The sequence below is a fragment of the Streptomyces sp. NBC_00887 genome (assembly GCF_045207585.1).
The window spans coordinates 8,021,489-8,038,092 of the sequence record NZ_CP108788.1 but is presented as its reverse complement, the minus strand read 5'-3'; the positions used below and the strand labels follow the sequence as shown (position 1 = coordinate 8,038,092).

The following is a 16,604-nucleotide window of genomic DNA, read 5'->3' as shown; positions in this document are numbered from 1 at the left end:
AGTGGCCCGACCGGCCGCGCACCGGGTGCCGGGGCTCCGCGTAACAGGCAGGCTGACCAGCACCAGCACGTCTCCGTGCCGTACCGATGAGCCGGACGAGCAGACGAGGACCCGCCCATGTCCGTCACCGCGACCGCGACCGCCACCGACCGCCCCCGACGCCACCGCCGACACACCGGCATCGCAGTCGGCGCGGCCCTGCTCACTCTCGGCCTCACGAGCTGCTCCGGCCTCGGGCGCACCGCGGTCGGACCGGTCATCTACACCACCGAGCGGGACAGGGTCGTCAGCGTGCACAGCCCTTCGGTGAAAGGCTGCCACCGGCTGGCGCCCGCGGGCGCCGACGAGGTCGCCAACAGGACCCTGATCGACATGATCCTGTACCGCACCCGCGACTGCACCGGCGGTGGCACCACCTACGTCGCCACCACGCTGACCGACGCGAACTCCCCGCGCAGCCTGCCCTGGCGCAGCTACAGGTTCGTTCACTGACCGCGGCGCCGTGTACGGCCGCGCCCTTTGACCAGCGCGACCAGCTCCGCCGTACGGTCCCTCCGGTCCCGGGCGATCAGGATCACCACAGCGATGAGCAGCGCCGGCATGACCGCGTTCGGAGGGTCCAGGAGCGTCAGCTGCACGATCGCGGCCCCGGCGAGCAGCCCGGCGAAGGCCATGGCTGCCACCCCGGACAGCAGCGGGACCAGGAGGGCGAGGGCGCCGGCCGTCTCCAGGCCGCCGATCGTGTACATCGCGCCGCTGCTCCAGCCCATGCGGTCGAAGGACTCCACCGCGGACTCGTGGGCGATGAGCTTGGGCACGGCGCTCAGCCCGAAGAAGAGCGCGAGGACGATCCGGGCCGCCGTCAGGACGACGGAAGCCCGGCTGCGGCGCGGCGAAGCGGTGGCCTGTGCGGCGGGGGAAACGGCGGCAGTACCGGTTTCGGACAGGGGGGTCTCCTCGGAGGGCGTCGTGGATGACGTGCGCCGGGGCGGGGGCGAACCTGCCGCTACGCCTTCCCGGCGCTTACCGAGGGGTAGACCCCGCCGGGGTCCGGAACTCATCGCGCTCCGGACCTCGGATTCACTTGGACCGGTGGCTACTTGGGGCGGGCGAGCACCCAGACGCCGTCGTCGGTGAGGTAGCCGTCGACGGTCAGTCCGGCCGCTTCGAGACAGGCTTCGAACTGCTCGGGGGACAGTTCCCGTGACCGGAAGGTCTGGGTCCACCGCGCGTCCTCGAACACGTACTCGGCACGGACCTCGCTCACCCCGTCGCCCAGGGGCTCCGCCGAAACGATGCGTACGGTGCAGCCCGCGGCCGGATCCTCGCGCTCCCGCGGCAGATCGGTGCGGTAGTCGGCACCCTCCCGCTGGAGGAGGACGGCGCCGCCGTCCTTGACGTACCTGCGGCAGGTCCGCAACAGCCCCTCCCGGACGCGGTGGTCACTCGTGTGCACCAGGAACGAAGCGAGCATGACCACGTCGAACCTCTCGTCGCCGAGGTCCAGCGACTCGATGGGGCTCCGCACCGTGCGTGCGCCTGCGACGTGTCCCAGCATCTGCGCCGACTCGTCCACGGCGGTCACCACGAAGCCGCGTTCGACCAGTGGGTGCGTCACCCGGCCCGCCCCGCAGCCCAGTTCGAGAATGCTCGCTCCGGCGGGCACGGCCGCCTCGATCACATCCGGTTCGTTTCCGGCGGACAGCCGCGCATACAGCTCGACCGCGCAGCCGTCCGGCGTGATGGAGCCCGGCCCTGTACCCGAATGTCCCTCACGTATCCGTCGTCCGCTCATACCCGGCCGAACGCACGGCAGCCGGGCCCCGTTCCCCGGGCCGCCGTGGGCGGTGCCCCGTCAGTACTGCGGGTAGCGGCCGTCCGGCCACACCACCGGCTGCTCGAGCTCCATGCACAGGTCGTCTGCAAGCTCCGCGATCACGGCCCTGCCCTCCGTCGGGGCGAGCCAGGAGGCCGGCAGCGCCACGTCCCCGTGGTGCGCGCCGAGCAGGTTGCCGCAGACCGAGCCCGTGGAGTCGCTGTCGCCCGAGTGGTTGACGGACAGCAGCAGCGCCTCGGCCACGTCGTCGGATCCCGGCAGCACGAGCGTGCAGTAGACGGCGATGGCGAGGGCTTCCTCGGCGACCCATCCCGCCCCCAGTGACTCCACCCGCTCGGCGGTCGGCCGGCCGCGGGCGGCCAGGTCGACGGCGGCCCGCAGCGCGGCCGTCGTCTCCTCGTGGCCGCGGTGGCGGGCCAGCAGATCCATGGCCCGCAGGACGGCGCCCGCCGGGGAGTCGCCCTCCAGCAGATGTGTGACGATCGCGGCGAGCGCTCCAGCCGCGTACGCCCCTGTGGGGTGGCCGTGGGTGATCTGCGCGCACCGGGCGGCCAGTTCGAATCCCTTGGGCGCGTCCGCTCCGAGCAGCCCGAAGGGTGCGGACCTCATCACCGTTCCGCAGCCCTTGGAGTGCGGGTTGACGGGGCCCGGTACGTCGAACGGCGCGTCGGCGCCGGGGACGTGGCCGGCCGCGAGCCCCGTCAGGCAGGCGTTGCCGGGTGCCCGGCGCGCGTACAGCCAGGGCTGCTGCCTGAGCCATCCGGTCCGTACGGCGTTCTCCCCGCCCCGCGTCGGCGGGGCGGGGTGGTTCTGGGTGTCGAGCCAGCGCAGGTAGGCATGGCGTACGAGGGCGGTCTCCGAGCCGCCGGCCCCCTTCGACCTGGCCCTGGCATGGGCCCTGATCAGCCCTTCGACCGTGAACAGCGTCATCTGGGTGTCGTCCGTGATCCGCCCGACGACCCCGTCCGCGTCCGCGACGGGCTCCCGCACGCCCCGCTCCCCGTAGGCGCGGCGGATGCCGCCGAGCGAGAGGAATTCGACCGGGTTCCCCAGCGCGTCCCCGACGGCGCCGCCCAGCAGGGCGCCGCGCACCCGGGCCCGGCGGGCGACGGCGTCGCCCCACGCCGCCCTTCCCCCGGTGGCGTTTCCCTGTTCCCTGACGTCCACGGTCCGCTCCCCCTCATCCTCCGGCATCGGTTTCCGTACGCCGCACCGCGGGTTCATGCTGGAGGAGAGGCGATGCCGATGCGTACCGGAAGTGAACCGTCCACCGCGCGCAGTCCCCTGCGGATGCGACTCTGGCTGAGTCTATGGGGCATGATCTGGGCCGCTTTCGGCCTGACGGCCTTCGTGCTGACCGGACGCGCCGGCTGGGCGGCGGCGTGCGGCGTGCTCCTCGTCGTGACGGTCACGGACTTCTGCTTCGTCGTCCACCGCATCCGCCAGGGCCCGCACTACCAGCCGGGCAGGGACGTCCCGCCGTACGAGCCCGACCGCGGCGAGCGGGGCGGACCCGGCCGATGAACACGGATGGGCGGGTCAGGGGGCCTCGTCGAAGCGGGCTGCCTTGAGGTACTCCGGATTCGGGTCGAGCGCTGCCGCCAGCCGGAAATGGCGGGTGGCCTGCTCGGGGCGGCCGGCGCGCTGGAAGGTGCGGGCCAGGGCGAAGTGCGCGAAGGCGTTGTCCGGCTCCCGCTCCAGGACCAGCTCGAACTCGAGCTCGGCCGGGCGGAGTTGGGCGGCGGCGAAGAAGGCCCGCGCACGCAGCAGCCGGGCCGCCGTGTTCTCCGGATGGGCGGCTATCACCGAGTCGAGGAGTTTTACCGCGCCCCTCGGGTCCCGCGCCGCGAGGAGCTGCTCCGCCGCACGGAAGTCGATGACATGGGTTTCCGGGTTTCGCTCGGGCATGCCGGCATCCTTCCCCTCGGCTGCGGTACTTCAACGTCCGGGGCACTTCAACGTCCGGCCGGATCCTCGTATTCCGTCCCCGGCGCGGGCTCAGCCTCCGGCGGCCCGCGCGGTCAGTTCCGACCAGAGGGCGCGGACCTGCGGCTCCAGGGCCTCCAGCGGCCCGTCGTTGTCGACGACCAGGTCGGCGACGGACTTTCGCTCCTCGCGGGTGGCCTGCGCGGCCATCCTCGCGCGGGCGTCGGACTCCGTCATCCCGCGCAGCGCGACGAGCCGGTCGAGCTGCGTCCCGGGGGTGGCGTCCACGACCACGACCAGGTCGTACAGCGGGGCGAGGCCGTTCTCGGTGAGGAGGGGGACGTCGTGGACGACGACGGCGTCCGGTCCGGCCACCCGCTCCAGCTCCGCGGACCGGGCGCCGACGAGCGGGTGGACGATGGCGTTCAGCGCGGCCAGGCGCTCGGGGTCGGCGAAGACGATCGCGCCGAGTGCCGGCCGGTCCAGCGTGCCCTGCGGGGTGAGGATCCCGGGCCCGAAGGCCTCGACGACGGCATCGAGCCCGGGTGTGCCGGGCTCGACGACCTCACGCGCGATCCGGTCGGCGTCGATCAGTACGGCTCCGTAGCTCACGAGCAGCCGTGACACTTCGCTCTTGCCGGCGCCGATCCCGCCGGTCAGGCCCACTTTCAGCATGCGCCGAGCCTAGAGGTGCCCTGCGGGCGGCCGGGAGCCGCCCTCAGGAGTCGCCTTCGCGCTCGGCCAGGAAACGTTCGAACTCGAGGCCGATCTCGTCCGCCGACGGCAGGTCGACCGGCTCCGCGACGAGATTGCGACGCGTTTCGGAGCCCGCCACCGCGTCGTACTGGTGCTCGAGCCCCTCGACGAGCGAGACGAGCTCCTCGTCGCCCTGGCCGATCTGCCGGTCGATCTCCGTCTGGGTGCGGTGTGCCTCCGCGCGCAGACCGTGCGCGACGCTCGGCAGGACCAGGCCGGTCGCGGCGGTGATCGCCTCGAGCGCGGTGAGGGCCGCGTCCGGGTACGAGGACCGTGCGACGTAGTGCGGGACGTGGGCGGCGACGCCGAGGACGTCGTGGCCCGATTCCATCAGCCGGTACTCGACGAGCGCCTCGGCGGAGCCGGGGACCTGTGCCTCGTCGAACGGGCTGCGGTGACCCGGCATGAGGTCGGTGCGGTTGCCGTGCGGGGTGATTCCGACCGGGCGGGTGTGCGGGACGCCCATCGGGATGCCGTGGAAGTTGACCGCGAGGCGGACGCCGAGCCGCTCGACGATCTGCTCGACCGCGGCGGCGAACCGCTCCCACTCCACATCCGGCTCGGGGCCGGACAGCAGCAGGAAGGGTGCGCCCGTCGCGTCCTGGACCACGCGCACGTCCAGCGTCGGCGTCTCGAAGGCCGTCCAGCGGTCCCGCTTGAAGGTGAGCAGCGGGCGCCGTGCGCGGTAGTCCACGAGCCTGTCGTGGTCGAAGCGGGCCACGATCTGGTGCGGCAGCGTCTCGAGCACGCCGTCGACGATCTGCTCGCCGGTCTCGCCCGCGTCGATGTATCCGTCGAAGTGGTAGAGCATGACCAGGCCGGCCGACTCCTGGGCGAGCGCCATGTCGACGACGGCCAGGCCCTTCGGCTCCCATTCGTACAAACTCTGCGGATCAGGCACGGTTACCGCTCCTCCTCGTGTTCCTCGACAAGAACACCCCGCACGGCACCGGCATTCCCGCCCGCACCCCTTTCGCGGTCGTTACGTCAGAACACGGCTATGGAGCGCGGTGACCGCCTTCCGCGCGGACGTGAAGGCCCCGTGCTGCCAGGCGTCCGTGTGGCTGAGGTAGTCACCGGCGAAGTAGACGTGCCCCGCGGCCTGGTTGAGCGGTGCGAAGGCCGGGGCGTCGGGGCCACCGGAGAGTGAGTGCCAGGCGGCCTCCAGGTAGGGGGTCTGGCGCCAGTGGTGGGAGAACGACGAGGAGAGTTCCGTGCGGTACTTCTCGCCGTGGATCTTGACCCCCTGGGCGACGGCGCGCGCCTCACGCTCCCGCGGGGCGAGCGCGGCGTACGAGTCGGCCTGGGAACCGTAGTTGTAGTACCCGATGACGAGCCCCCGGTCCCCGTTGTGACCGTAGGACGGGTACCAGATGTGGGAAAGGTCCAGGTCCGTCTCCGTGATGCCGCCGTAGATCCGGTGGTCGCTCTCCCACCAGCGGCTGCGGTACTCCAGACCGATCTTCCCGGCCGAGGACGGCTTGCACGCCTCCAGCGCGGTCTGGACGGCGGGACCGAGGTTGTGAGCGGTCTTGGCGAGGATGTTGGGCGGCAGCGCGGCGATGCAGTAGTCGGCGTCGATGGTCCGGGTGCGTCCGGACCGGGTGTAGGTCACGGTGACGCCGTGCGCCGTGTCGGTGATGTCGGTGACCGCCGCGCCCGTCCTGATACGGCGCTCCCCGACGGCCCGGGTGAGCGCGGCCGGGATCCGGTCCATGCCGCCGACCGGCTGGAACATCAGCATGGCCTGGTCGTACTCGAACTCGAAGGAGAAGTACCGTCCGACACCGCTCGCGAACACCTCGGACGCGGTGGGTACGGAGCCGAGCTCCTCGCCCGGGGTGCCGGCCGCCGCCGGGTCGACGCGGTAGCCGCGGCGCGGGCTTCCGGTGTAGTCGAGGCTGTCGCCGATGTCCCCGAAGTCCTTCAGGAACTCCAGGAGCCGTTCCTGGTCCTCGACGGTGATCCGCCGGTCGAGGGCGCCCTTGTCGGTGGCCTTCGCGAGGAGTTCGGCGACGTAGCCGTACACGTCGGCCTTCGCGGTGCGGTAGCGCACCGGAGCCTTCATGCCCGCCGATTCGTTGTATATATAGGCATTGGCGTTCACGTTGGTGAACACCTCAACAGGTACGCCCAGTTCACGGCAGTAGTCGAGGGTGACCATCCACTGCGGGATCCGGCCGGGACCGGCGTTCATGTACTGCCCGTCGTGGAACTTCGCGGTCTGCTCGTTGCCGTACGTGTCGGTGGTCGAGTCCTCGCCACGCACGGTGAGGTTACGACCGCCCGTGCGGCCCCGGGCCTCCAGGACCGTACAGTCGTAGCCCGCCTTTCCCAGTTCGTACGCGGCTGCCAGACCGGCGATGCCTCCGCCGACCACGACGACCTTCGCCGCCGCCCTCCCCTTGAGGGTGAAGTCCCCTTCGCTCGGAGCCCGGAAGGCGGGTTCACGGCCTGCGGCCTGGGCGGTGGGCGCGAGACCGAGCGCTCCCATGGTGGCGAACATGGCGCCCGCGCCGCCGGTGATGCCTACGTTGCGCAGAAAACTCCGACGGCTGGCACCGGCCGCCACGGGGGAAGTCTGCGCGTCGCGCGAGGTGTTCGACGTGTATGTCATGTCCTGGCTCACCTTCGTTCCTGGGGTTGCCGGGATCTTGGCAAGCGCTTGTTACAGGCCGTCAGTTACTCGTGTATCCCGCACGTTTCCCTCCGTTCACCACGCGGGCGGGCAATGGTCCAGACCTTGACATGGCCACATCTCATCCCTAGCGTCACTGGGCAGCAGATTCAGAAACTCGCCCCACGTTCATGTACAAAAACATGCTCATCTGCGGGAACCTCTGAACCCTTCGACGGGAAGGCACCCCCATGCGCACCCGCACACTGCTCCCCGCCCTGCTGGCCACCGCGCTCACCGCAGGAGGTCTGTCCCTCGCCTCCGCCGGCAGCGCGTCGGCGGAGGCGGTCATCGACGTGACCACAGCGGCCCAGCTCAAGGCGGCACTCACCGCCGCGGCCCCCGGCGATACGATCCGGCTCGCCGACGGCACGTACACGGGCAACTTCAAGGCGACGGTCGCCGCCACCTCCTCCGCCCGGATCACCCTCACCGGCTCCGCCAAAGCGGTACTCACCGCGGGCGGCGGCTACGGGCTGCATCTCAACGGCGCGTCCTACTGGACCGTGCGGGGCATCACCGTCACCGGCGGCCAGAAGGGGATCATGGCCGACGCCGCCACCGGTGTCGTCATCGACGGCGTGACTGTGTACGACCTCGACATGGAAGGCGTCCACTTCCGGAAGTCCAGCAGGGACGGCGTCATCAAGAACTCCCGGATCTACGACACGGGGCACGACGGTCGCGGCATGGGCGAGGGCGTGTACGTCGGGTCCGCGGGCGATCTGTCCGACCGCAGTGACGGGGTGCAGATCCTCGGCAACGTCATCGGGCCCGGCGTCGGCGGCGAGAACATCGACATCAAGGAAGGCACCACCGGGGCGCGGATCATCGGCAACACCTTCGACGGCAACGGGCTGACCGGTGCCAACTACGACGACTCCTGGGTCGACGTGAAGGGGAACGACGTCCTGGTCCAGGACAACAGGGGCTCCCGTACGACGAACAACGGGTACGAGACGCACACCCAGCAGAGTGGCTGGGGCTGCGGCACGGTGTTCCGCAACAACGCCTCGGACCTGACCGGCGCCACCGGTGACAAGCAGCTCGCCGTCAACGTCACCAACCAGAGCTCCACGTGCCGCACGACCGTCCACAGCGACAACACGGTCACCGGCGGCAGGGGATTGACGAACATCGCCGTCACCCCGTAGGGCCCCTGTCGGGCCGGCCCCCGGTCCCGATGCGTTCGCGGATACGAGTAAGGCCCGCCCCCCGAAGGGAGCGGGCCTTACCGACAAGCTCTACAGCTCTACGGCCGATGAGCGACTGGGGTCAGAGCGTCAGCTCTGGCCACCGGCCAGCTTCTCGCGCAGGGCAGCCAGCGCCTCGTCCGACGCCAGGGCGCCGGAGTTGTCGTCGGACTCCGAGGAGTACGAGCCGCCGCCACCGCTGCCGCCGGAGGCAGCCGGGGCGCCGGCGGCCGGGGCAGCAGCGCCCTCGGCAGCAGCGGCCTCGTCGGCCTCGCGGGACTTGATGACCTGGGCCTGGTGCTGCTCGAAGCGCGTCTGCGCCTCGGCGTACTGGGTCTCCCAGACCTCGCGCTGAGCCTCGAAGCCCTCGAGCCAGTCGTTGGTCTCGGGGTCGAAGCCCTCGGGGTAGATGTAGTTGCCCTGGTCGTCGTACGACGCGGCCATGCCGTACAGCGTCGGGTCGAACTCGACCGAAGCCGGGTCGCCACCGAAGGCCTCGTTGGCCTGCTTCAGCGAGAGGCTGATGCGACGGCGCTCGAGGTCGATGTCGATGACCTTGACGAAGATCTCGTCGTTGACCTGGACGACCTGCTCCGGGATCTCCACGTGACGCTCGGCCAGCTCGGAGATGTGGACCAGGCCCTCGATGCCCTCGTCGACGCGCACGAACGCACCGAAGGGAACGAGCTTGGTGACCTTACCGGGGACGACCTGCCCGATCTGGTGCGTACGGGCGAACTGCTGCCACGGGTCTTCCTGCGTCGCCTTGAGCGACAGGGAGACACGCTCGCGGTCCATGTCCACGTCGAGAACCTCGACGGTGACTTCCTGGCCGACCTCGACAACCTCGGAGGGGTGGTCGATGTGCTTCCAGGAGAGCTCCGAGACGTGCACGAGACCGTCGACGCCACCCAGGTCCACGAAGGCACCGAAGTTGACGATCGAGGAGACGACGCCGGAGCGGACCTGACCCTTCTGCAGGGTCGTGAGGAACGTCTGGCGCACCTCGGACTGGGTCTGCTCGAGCCAGGCGCGGCGGGACAGGACCACGTTGTTGCGGTTCTTGTCCAGCTCGATGATCTTGGCCTCGAGCTCCTTGCCCACGTAGGGCTGGAGGTCGCGGACACGACGCATCTCGACGAGGGACGCCGGCAGGAAGCCACGGAGGCCGATGTCGAGGATGAGACCACCCTTGACGACCTCGATGACGGTACCGGTGACGATGCCGTCTTCTTCCTTGATCTTCTCGATGGTGCCCCAGGCACGCTCGTACTGAGCGCGCTTCTTCGAGAGGATCAGGCGGCCTTCCTTGTCCTCCTTCTGGAGAACCAGGGCCTCGATCTCGTCGCCGACCTTGACGACCTCGTTCGGGTCGACGTCGTGCTTGATCGAGAGCTCGCGGCTCGGGATGACGCCTTCGGTCTTGTAACCGATGTCGAGGAGAACCTCGTCCCGGTCAACCTTGACGATGACGCCTTCAACGATGTCGCCATCGTTGAAGTACTTGATCGTCTCGTCGATCGCCGCGAGGAACGCGTCCGCGTCGCCGATGTCGTTGACCGCAACCTGCGGAGTGGTGGCGGTGGTCTCGGTGCTGCTCGTCATGTGGGAAAGGGCTCCGGTACGGACAGAGAGTCGAAGTTACTGCTACGCCGTAAGCCCGTATCGCCTCTGAAGACGCCGGACAGCTCTGGAAGCACCCGACCGGATTCCGGAAGGAGCCTCGACAACCGAGGGGAGTACGACAGACGCGAGCGCGGCCTGCTAGGTCTGAAGCGCGCAGGCTCGCGGCGCAACTTGTAGCATACGGGGGCAGCCGGAAGCGGTCAATGCGCGAAGGCGCACACGCGGGGCACAACAGCCCATTCCCGGCACAACTCATGTTGTCCGAGGCCACATCGGCCACGGCACCGTTCCGCACGCACGCGGCCGTACTCACCCGTACAGCCCGGTCGGGCACCGTGTGGGGCGGGTGAAGGCAAACTACAACGACGGGCACGATGAGCCAAGAGATCCGTGGGTCCGAACCTGAAGCGACCCGCCGGGAGGCCGGGGAATCGGAGAGCAGCCGGGCAAGTCGCGGCTGGTGGGACCGGAACGCCGACGAGTACCAGAGCGACCACGGGGCCTTCCTGGGGGACGACCGCTTCATCTGGGGCCCGGAGGGCCTCGACGAGGCCGAGGCAGGTCTGCTGGGCCCCGCCGCCGGGCTGAAGGGCCTGGACATCCTCGAGATCGGCGCCGGCGCGGCCCAGTGCTCGCGGTGGCTGGCGGCGCAGGGCGCCCGTCCGGTGGCCCTGGACCTCTCGCACCGCCAGCTCCAGCACGCGCTGCGGATCGGCGACGACGTCCCCCTCGTGGAGGCCGACGCGGGCAGGCTCCCGTTCCGGGACGGCTCCTTCGACCTGGCTTGTTCCGCCTACGGGGCGGTGCCCTTCGTCGCCGACCCCGTACAGGTGTTCCGTGAGGTACACCGGGTGCTCAGGCCCGGGGGCCGCTGGGTCTTCTCGGTGACGCACCCGGTCCGCTGGGCGTTTCCCGACGAGCCGGGCCCCGAAGGGCTCTCGGTCGCCGCCTCCTACTTCGACCGGGTCCCCTACGTGGAGCAGGACGAGCGGGGCGACGCCGTGTACGTGGAGCACCACAGGACACTCGGCGACCGGGTGCGCGACGTGGTGGCGGGCGGCTTCCGGCTCACGGACCTGGTGGAGCCCGAGTGGCCCGCCTGGAACAACCAGGAGTGGGGCGGCTGGTCCCCCCTGCGTGGCAACCTCATCCCCGGGACCGCGATCTTCGTGTGCGAGCGGGACCGCCGGACCTGGTGAAGGGCCGGCGTACGAGACTGGGGGCGTGATCCGTACCGACGCCCTCGGCCAGTTGCCCGTACGCACCGCTGTGCCCGCTCTGGAGCGGGCACTCGACGACCGGGGGGTCGCGGTGCTCTGCGCACCGCCCGGGACAGGCAAGACGACCCTCGTACCCCTGGTGCTCGCCGGCCTCACCGGCGGCGGTCCGGCGCGCCGGGTGGTGGTCGCCGAGCCCCGGCGGATCGCGGCACGGGCGGCGGCGCGGCGGATGGCCTGGCTTATCGGTGAGCAGCCGGGCGGCCGCGTCGGCTTCACCGTGCGCGGGGAGCGGGTGGTGGGGCGCGACACGGTGGTCGAGGTCGTGACCACCGGGGTGCTGCTCCAGCGGCTGCAGCGCGACCAGGAGCTGGCCGGCGTCGATGTCGTGATCATCGACGAGTGCCACGAGCGCCATCTGGACGCCGACACGGTCGCCGCGTTCCTCCTCGACGTGCGGGCGGCCATCAGGCCGGACCTGCGGCTGGTCGCCGCGTCGGCGACGACGGACGCGGAGGGCTGGGCCCGTCTGCTGGGCGGCGCTCCCGTGATCGAGGCGCAGGGGGTGTCCCACCCGGTCGAGGTGGTGTGGGCGCCGCCGGCCGGGTCCGTGCGCCCGCCGCACGGCATGAGGGTCGATCCGGCACTGCTGACGCACGTGGCCGCCGTGGTGCGCCGCGCGCTCGCCGAGCGTGAGGGCGACGTGCTGTGCTTCCTGCCCGGCGTCGGGGAGATCGGCCGGGTGGCCGGGCAGCTCGCGGGAGTGGGTGCCGAGGTGCTCCAGGTGCACGGCCGGGCACCCGCGGCCGTGCAGGACGCGGTGCTCGCGGGGTCGTCGCAGGGGCGCCGGGTGGTGCTCGCGACCTCCGTGGCGGAGTCGTCGCTGACGGTGCCGGGGGTGCGGGTCGTCGTGGACTGCGGGCTGGCCAGGGAGCCCCGCACCGACCATGCGCGTGGCCTGAGCGCGCTCACGACCGTACGGGCGTCCCAGGCGGCCGGACGGCAGCGCGCGGGCCGGGCCGGACGTGAGGCGCCCGGCGCCGTGTACCGCTGCTGGGAGCAGGCCGAGGACGGGCGGCTCGCCCGGTTCCCGTCCCCGGAGATCAAGGTGGCCGATCTGGCCGCGTTCGCGCTGCAGGCGGCGTGCTGGGGCGATCCGGACGCCTCCGGGCTCGCCCTGCTGGATCCGCCGCCGGCCGGGGCGATGGGCGCGGCACGGGAGGTCCTGACCGCGGTGGGCGCGGTGGACGCGTCGGGGCGGGTGACTGACCGGGGCGTGCGGATGTCCCGCCTGGGCCTGCACCCGCGCCTCGCGCGGGCCCTGCTGGACGGTGCGGACGAGGTGGGCGGGCGCCGGGCCTCGGAGGTCGTGGCGCTGCTCAGCGAGGAACCGCCGCGGGAGTACGGGGACGATCTGGCGGCAGCGCTGCGCACCGCGCGGCGGGGTGGCGACGGTTACGCGGCGCGCTGGCGGCAGGAGGTGAGGCGGCTGTCGTCCTCGCTCGGCAGCACCACCGGCTCGGGTGCGGGGTCGGACGACGTGGCCGCGGGACTGGTGGCGGCGCTGGCGTTCCCGGAGCGGGTGGCGCGGGCCCGGGGCGAGGGGGCTTTCCTGATGGCTTCGGGGACCGGGGCGGAGCTCCGGGAGGGCTCGCGGCTGCGCAGCGCACCGTGGCTGGCCGTCGCGGTCGCCGACCGCCCGGCGCACTCGGCGTCCGCCCGGGTGCGCCTGGCGGCGGTCGTCGACGAGGACACGGCACGGCTGGCGGCCGGGCATCTGCGGTTCTCCGGCGAGGAGGTCCGCTGGGTGGACGGCGACGTGGTGGCCCGTTCCGTGGAGCGGCTCGGGGCTGTCGAGCTGTCGGTGCGCGCGCTGAGGCAGCCCGACCCCGCACTGGTGCGCGGCGCGCTGCTGGACGGTCTGCGGCGCGAGGGCACGGGGCTGCTGCGGTGGACCCGGGACAGCGAGCAGCTGCGGCTGCGGCTCGCGTTCCTGTACCGGGAGCTGGGGACTCCGTGGCCCGATGTGTCGGACGGCGCACTGCTGTCGCGTACCGAGGAGTGGCTGGAGCCGGAACTGTCGCGGGCGCGGCGGCGCTCGGATCTGGCGCGGATCGATGCCGGGCAGGCGGTGCGGCGGCTGCTGCCGTGGGCGACGGGCGATGCCGCCCGGCTCGACGAACTGGCCCCGGAGCGGATCGCGGTGCCGAGCGGGTCGAGGATCAGGGTGGAGTACGGCGGCGAGCAGCCGGTCCTCGCGGTGAAGCTCCAGGAGCTGTTCGGGCTGCGGGAGACGCCCCGGGTGGCCGGGGTGCCCGTCCTGGTCCATCTGCTCTCCCCCGCCGGGCGGCCCGCGGCGGTGACGGCGGATCTGGCGTCGTTCTGGCGGGAGGGCTACAAGTCGGTGCGGGCCGAGCTGCGCGGCCGGTACCCGAAGCACCCGTGGCCCGAGGACCCGACGACGGTGGAGGCGACGCGCTTCACCTCGGCCAGGCTGCGGCGCGAGTAGGCGCTGGGTCCGGTACGCACCAGCCCCCCTGCCGCAGGTGCGGCAGGGGGGCTGGTGTGCCGGCGGTCCGGGTCAGGCGGCGGGCGCCTCGACAGCCGGTGCCTCGACCACGAGTTCGACGACGAGCGTGGCGCCGCTCGCGGTGGTGAGACGCAGCAGGAAGGTGCCCGCCGTGTCGTCGGCGAAGATCTTCGGGAGCTTCAGGACCCCGTCGTCGCCGGTCTTGAGGTCCGTCAGGGTCCTGACCGTGTTGCCGTCCGCGTCCTTGAAGTGGGGGCCCTTGTCGTTCTCGGCCGGTGTCTCCCTGTCGGTGATCATCGTTGCGGTGACGGCGGTGCCCGCCACTGCGATGCCCTTGTACGTCGCCTTGACCTCGACGGTGTCGGCGAACTCGGCGCCGGGGGCGGCCGTCAGGGCCTTCTCGTCGGTCCGGGCGATCGTGTCGGCCTGCCGGGCGGCGACGGCCGCCGTGTAGGTGAGGATGCGCGGCTTGCTGGTGCCGGCCACGACCGTCACCCTGAACCCGCCGGTCTTCTCACCCGCGTTGAGGACGGGCGCGGTGACGGTGCCGTCCGCCGCGGTGGGCATCGTGACCGTGCTCCGTTGGCCGGAGAAGCGGGTGTCGGTGTCGCCGGTGATCGTGAAGGTGACCGAGGTCTTGGCGAGGGGCGAGCCGAGCGTGTCCCTGGCCCGCACCTTGACGCGCTCGGTGAACGCCTCGCCCGCCGTCGCGGCGAGGGGGCCGGTGCCCGCGTTCTCGAGGCTGCCCAGCGTCCGGGACGGCGCGGGAGGCGGCGTCGGCTCGGGCGGCGGCGTCGGCGAGGGGCTGGGCGTACCGCTGCCGCCCGGCTTGGGCGGGGTCGGCGAAGGGCTCGGGGTCGCGCCGCTGCCGCCCGTCCCGGGCGGGGAGGGGCTGGGGTCCGGCGACGAGCCGGAGCCGCTGGTGTCGCCCGAGGGGAGGACGCCCGTGCCGTCGGGGACCTCGTGGGTGCCGCGCTTGTAGAACTCGAACCAGGAGCGCACCGTCCGCAGGTACTCCGTCGAGTGGTTGTAGCTCAGCACGGCCTTGTCGAGGTCGGCGGCGACGGCCAGGTTCCGGGGGCCCGCGCAGAGGTAGCGCCCTGCGGCCAGCGCCGCGTCGTAGATGTTGTTGGGGTCCTTGCGTCCGTCGCCGTTGCCGTCCTGGCCCCAGGTGGCCCAGGTCTGCGGGATGAACTGCATCGGGCCGACCGCGCGGTCGTGGGTGGAGTCCCCGTCGTACGCTCCGCCGTCGGTGTCCTTGATCAGCGCGAAGCCCTGGCCGTTGAGGGCCGGGCCGAGGATCGGGGAGAACGTGGTGCCGTTGGCGTCGACCTTGCCGCCGCGGGCCTGGCCGGACTCGACCTTGCCGATCGCCGCGAGGAGTTGCCAGGGCAGGGCGCAGGCCGCGTCGGAGCTCGCGAGGTCCTGCTCGGCCTTCTTGTACGCCGCCAGGATCGATGCCGGTATGCCCGCTTCCGCACTGCCGGTGACCGGCAGATTGACGGACGAACCGGGCTTGTTGGGCGTGTTGAGCGGCGGCAGGTCCGTGTAGTAAGGCGAGTTGCCGGTGGCCGCACTGTCGCCGGGCGATGCGGAACCGGACGCCGTCGGGTCACCGCCTTCGGCGAGCGGGGCCCCGGGAGCCTGCGAGGCGGAGAGGGCCGCGACAGCGGCTGCCGCCACCGCAGTGGTGGTGGCCCCCCTGCGAAGCCGTCGGCCGAATTGCGCTGCCATACGTTCTGGTCCCTCCCCGTCGACGGCTGTTCGCGCTCTCCCCAGCGCGAGGACTCAGGCGACCCTACGGCAACTTGTGCCGCCCGAACACTGGCACATGACCGGTTCTTACCGACTTTTCACGAAGCTGTCGTTGCCTTGGTCAGGCGGATCGGGCAAGTGACGGGGGCTCACGCATACTTGCCGTCATGCCGTTCACGCTCAGCCACGCCGCAGCCGTACTACCGGGCATCCGCCGGTCCGGGACGGGTCGTGGCCCGCTGGCCGCCTCCGCACTCGTCGCGGGTTCGTTCGCACCCGATATGACCTACTTCGCGGACACGGCCGTTCCCGGGGCGATGGAGTTCGGCGCGGTCACCCACGCGGTGTGGGGGGTGTTCACGGTGGACGTGGCCATCGCCTCGGCCCTGGTGGCGCTCTGGCTGCTGCTGCGCGAACCGCTCGTCGCAATCCTGCCCACCGCGTGGCAGGGCCGCGTGCACACCTTCGTACGGGGCCGGCGGCGGGATCCCGGAACACTGCCGACCGTGCCCGAAGCTCTGTGGTTCGTCCTGTCCGCGGTCATCGGCGCGGGCACGCATGTCGTGTGGGACGCCTTCACCCATCACGACCGGTGGGGGACCGAACTCGTTCCCGTGCTCAGCCGCAGCATCGGCGGCTTCCCGGTGTTCCAGTTCGTCCAGTACGGGAGTTCGGCCGTGGCCCTGACGGTCCTGGCCTGGTTCACGTACACGGGCCTGCGCCGGACCGGGCCGGCGGCCGCCCCGGAGTCCGTACCGGTACTCGGCCGGGCGGAGCGCCGATGGGCGGGCGTCCTGCTCGCCGTGTGCGTACTGCTCGGTGTCGTCCACCGGTGTGCCCGCTGGTACGCCTACTTCGGGCAGCTCAGCACACCGCTCGACATCATCCCGACCGCGTGCTTCGGGGCGGGCGCGGGCCTGGCGGTCGGACTCGTGCTGTACGGGGCGTGGATGCGGCTGCGGACACCGCGCCACCACCGCCCGCCGGGCAGGCCCGGTACACGGACCCGCCCGGCGAACGAGGACGCGCACTGAGGGACCGCCATCGAGGAGGGCCCACTCCCCGAAGGCGGCCCCTTTCAGGCGGC

General features: G+C 71.7%; 15 protein-coding genes. 6 read left to right on the top strand and 9 right to left on the bottom strand.

The window, feature by feature from the left end; translation table 11 throughout:
• The first annotated feature begins 117 nt into the window (after positions 1 to 117).
• Positions 118 to 492: a hypothetical protein gene (locus tag OG844_RS36605; RefSeq protein WP_406389346.1), complete on the top strand. Its 375-nt coding sequence runs from the start codon at positions 118 to 120 to the stop codon at positions 490 to 492.
• Here OG844_RS36605 and OG844_RS36600 read toward each other — a convergent pair.
• The 3 genes from OG844_RS36600 to OG844_RS36590 are packed head-to-tail and all read right to left on the bottom strand — an operon-like array spanning position 486 to position 3,031.
• Positions 486 to 1,061, bottom strand: coding sequence for a DoxX family protein (locus OG844_RS36600; protein WP_406389347.1), 576 nt, complete (start codon positions 1,059 to 1,061; stop codon positions 486 to 488). The two genes, OG844_RS36605 and OG844_RS36600, sit on opposite strands and share 7 nt — an antisense overlap.
• Before the next feature lie 35 nt (positions 1,062 to 1,096).
• Entirely contained in the window at positions 1,097 to 1,795 is a 699-nt protein-coding gene (locus OG844_RS36595) for a class I SAM-dependent methyltransferase (protein ID WP_406389348.1), read from the bottom strand.
• Between the two features lie 60 nt (positions 1,796 to 1,855).
• Positions 1,856 to 3,031, bottom strand: coding sequence for an ADP-ribosylglycohydrolase family protein (locus OG844_RS36590; protein WP_406389349.1), 1,176 nt, complete (start codon positions 3,029 to 3,031; stop codon positions 1,856 to 1,858).
• Positions 3,032 to 3,082: 51 nt separating this feature from the next.
• On the opposite strand from OG844_RS36590, the gene OG844_RS36585 reads away from it, so the two are divergent.
• The gene (locus OG844_RS36585) at positions 3,083 to 3,361 is read left to right on the top strand and encodes a DUF6343 family protein (protein WP_406389351.1); all 279 of its coding nucleotides are present in this window, start codon (positions 3,083 to 3,085) and stop codon (positions 3,359 to 3,361) included.
• Positions 3,362 to 3,376: 15 nt separating this feature from the next.
• Here OG844_RS36585 and OG844_RS36580 read toward each other — a convergent pair whose 3' ends face one another.
• From OG844_RS36580 to OG844_RS36565, 4 genes are all read right to left on the bottom strand, one after another.
• The gene (locus tag OG844_RS36580) at positions 3,377 to 3,745 is read right to left on the bottom strand and encodes a tetratricopeptide repeat protein (RefSeq protein WP_406389352.1); all 369 of its coding nucleotides are present in this window, start codon (positions 3,743 to 3,745) and stop codon (positions 3,377 to 3,379) included.
• A 90-nt stretch (positions 3,746 to 3,835) separates the two neighbouring features.
• A complete protein-coding gene (coaE, locus tag OG844_RS36575; RefSeq protein WP_406389353.1) occupies positions 3,836 to 4,438 on the bottom strand; it encodes a dephospho-CoA kinase in 603 nt (200 codons plus the stop codon).
• Between the two features lie 43 nt (positions 4,439 to 4,481).
• Positions 4,482 to 5,420, bottom strand: coding sequence for a PAC2 family protein (locus tag OG844_RS36570; RefSeq protein WP_406389354.1), 939 nt, complete (start codon positions 5,418 to 5,420; stop codon positions 4,482 to 4,484).
• An 81-nt stretch (positions 5,421 to 5,501) separates the two neighbouring features.
• Positions 5,502 to 7,025, bottom strand: a complete 1,524-nt coding sequence (locus OG844_RS36565; RefSeq protein WP_406396056.1) for a flavin monoamine oxidase family protein — start codon at positions 7,023 to 7,025, stop codon at positions 5,502 to 5,504.
• A gap of 362 nt (positions 7,026 to 7,387) precedes the next feature.
• Between OG844_RS36565 and OG844_RS36560 the strand changes: the two genes are divergently transcribed.
• Positions 7,388 to 8,350 (top strand): right-handed parallel beta-helix repeat-containing protein, encoded by a 963-nt coding sequence (locus OG844_RS36560; protein ID WP_406389355.1) that lies wholly within the window; start codon positions 7,388 to 7,390, stop codon positions 8,348 to 8,350.
• A 129-nt stretch (positions 8,351 to 8,479) separates the two neighbouring features.
• On the opposite strand, the gene rpsA is transcribed toward OG844_RS36560, so the two are convergent.
• Positions 8,480 to 9,994, bottom strand: a complete 1,515-nt coding sequence (gene rpsA, locus OG844_RS36555) for a 30S ribosomal protein S1 (protein WP_406389356.1) — start codon at positions 9,992 to 9,994, stop codon at positions 8,480 to 8,482.
• 395 nt (positions 9,995 to 10,389) lie between these two features.
• Here rpsA and OG844_RS36550 point away from each other — a divergent pair, with 395 nt between their 5' ends.
• Both OG844_RS36550 and hrpB read left to right on the top strand, forming a co-directional pair.
• Positions 10,390 to 11,214 (top strand): class I SAM-dependent methyltransferase, encoded by an 825-nt coding sequence (locus OG844_RS36550; protein ID WP_383806101.1) that lies wholly within the window; start codon positions 10,390 to 10,392, stop codon positions 11,212 to 11,214.
• Positions 11,215 to 11,239: 25 nt separating this feature from the next.
• Complete coding sequence (hrpB, locus tag OG844_RS36545; protein ID WP_406389357.1) at positions 11,240 to 13,741, top strand: ATP-dependent helicase HrpB; 2,502 nt, start codon at positions 11,240 to 11,242, stop codon at positions 13,739 to 13,741.
• A 72-nt stretch (positions 13,742 to 13,813) separates the two neighbouring features.
• On the opposite strand, the gene OG844_RS36540 is transcribed toward hrpB, so the two are convergent.
• A complete protein-coding gene (locus OG844_RS36540; RefSeq protein ID WP_406389358.1) occupies positions 13,814 to 15,496 on the bottom strand; it encodes a lytic transglycosylase domain-containing protein in 1,683 nt (560 codons plus the stop codon).
• 188 nt (positions 15,497 to 15,684) lie between these two features.
• Here OG844_RS36540 and OG844_RS36535 point away from each other — a divergent pair, with 188 nt between their 5' ends.
• Complete coding sequence (locus OG844_RS36535) at positions 15,685 to 16,551, top strand: DUF4184 family protein (RefSeq protein WP_406389359.1); 867 nt, start codon at positions 15,685 to 15,687, stop codon at positions 16,549 to 16,551.
• Positions 16,552 to 16,604: the final 53 nt, after the last annotated feature.